Origin of the sequence: Pelistega indica (genome assembly GCF_000506865.1) — a bacterium.
GTDB classification, from domain to species: Bacteria; Pseudomonadota; Gammaproteobacteria; order Burkholderiales; family Burkholderiaceae_B; genus Taylorella; species Taylorella indica.
Map to the genome: position 1 here is coordinate 1 of NZ_AYSV01000035.1, position 1,618 is coordinate 1,618.

At 32.6% G+C, this 1,618-nt stretch carries 2 protein-coding genes and 1 pseudogene; 1 reads left to right on the top strand and 2 read right to left on the bottom strand.

Features of this window, described 5'->3' with window-relative positions; translation table 11 throughout:
• Positions 1–46 precede the first annotated feature (46 nt).
• Positions 47–166, top strand: a pseudogene (locus V757_RS29860) (integrase core domain-containing protein); the annotation flags it as partial.
• A gap of 440 nt (positions 167–606) precedes the next feature.
• Here the strand turns inward: V757_RS29860 and V757_RS17910 are convergent.
• Both V757_RS17910 and V757_RS28610 read right to left on the bottom strand, forming a co-directional pair.
• Entirely contained in the window at positions 607–1,260 is a 654-nt protein-coding gene (locus tag V757_RS17910; protein ID WP_023949691.1) for a DUF294 nucleotidyltransferase-like/CBS domain-containing protein, read from the bottom strand.
• A gap of 87 nt (positions 1,261–1,347) precedes the next feature.
• Positions 1,348–1,618 (bottom strand): Fic family protein (locus V757_RS28610; protein ID WP_031274157.1); only part of this gene is annotated, 271 nt, incomplete at its 5' end.

Genomic DNA, 1,618 nt, shown 5'->3' on the forward strand with positions numbered 1-1,618 from the left:
TCAGGCACAGAGGTTTTAGGGTGTTACCTCTTTAAAAACACTAAAACAGGTTAAACAACTAACCGAGGAGTGGTTAACGATTTATAATACGCAAAGACCTCATGATGCACTAAAGGGGCTCACCCCTTTAATGTACAAACAAAAACATTCCGTTTCTACTTTATAGTTGTACTAAAAATGGGATGGGTACAAATGGTTCTGAAAGTAGTCTAGCTGCAATATCAGCAGTACCCCCTGGAGCTGCAGGAACAATAATAGTTATAGATTTTGTTGGAAAATTCTCATCAGCCTGTACTGTTGGCACACAACATAAAAAAATTAAATAAAAACTTAAATTAATCTCATCAAATCTCTCCTAATAATTTATTTAAATATCAATATAGATAAACTATTATCACTAATTTGCAAATAGGAAAAAATACTAAGTTTTTATATATTTTTTAACTCCATACCAGAACGTTAATAAAAAAAAGCGCCTTTATACAATCTTTGCTATAATTCGATAGAAACAAAAACATGACAATATAACAAAAATTTTTTATCCATAACTAATATAGACTCCTCACCCTTCCCCCACTATCGCCCTACTTACATCCCAAAATGAAATCAGCCCCATTGGTTGGTAGATGCTTGTCCGTCCTGTGTCACAATAATCGCCTGAATTCTTTTTTGTTGATCAGCAAATAATGAGGCTACTTCATAAATATTTTTCTGTGCAGCGATATAAGCTGTTTCTTGTTTTTTCTCCAGACTTACCACTTGTGTTAATTTGATATTTTTGAGATTAACTGTTCCATCATGAATATTTCTTTCAACCCATCTCGAAATTGTTTTACGGGTCAATAATCCATACTGACCATCGTCTTTTTGAATAATAATTTGTGAATAATCTCGCTCTTTGATATATTGCAAAACATCAATCAATAAGGTATTCAAACCATATACTTTTAAATCTTTACTAGCGATATCAATAGCTTTGGGTGCAGAAATAATTTGTTGTGTAATGGATTTAAATTTATCCACAATTGAAGCATCTGGCGTAAGTACTATTCGCTTTGGATAATATTCATCATGCACAATTAAATTACGAATATTTGCCATATACTTTAAAAAGCTTTCATGTCTTGCAATAAATATCTGCCGTGATTTAACCTTATCAATCAATGTATAAAAGGGGTAATGACCATCTCCTTCTACTAGTTGATTAAGGTAACTTTCTAATCGATTAAATGTTTGTAAAAATTCTTGAGCGATATCCATGTATTAGTTCCAATCATTCACCATTTTGATAATAATGAATTGAATATAGTTTCTTTTCTTAAAAAATAATTATTGTCAGTATTCCTCTTACCTATCCTGTATTAACTGCTTACCTATTGGCGTTAAACGATATTTTTGGTAACGGCTGTTAGGTTTATCTGGTATAGTCATTTCTAACAAATTTAATTGGATAGTAGGCTGTAGATAGTTTTTTCGAAAGTGTTTAGAATCTTTCAAATCAAGTAACTCCATCATGTCTTGCCTTGTCACTTCCCCATCAATTCTTTGTAACAAAGCAAGCACTTGTGAAGTCACTTGGGGGGTATCTTGGGGGGTGATCTTGGGGGKKATCTTGGGG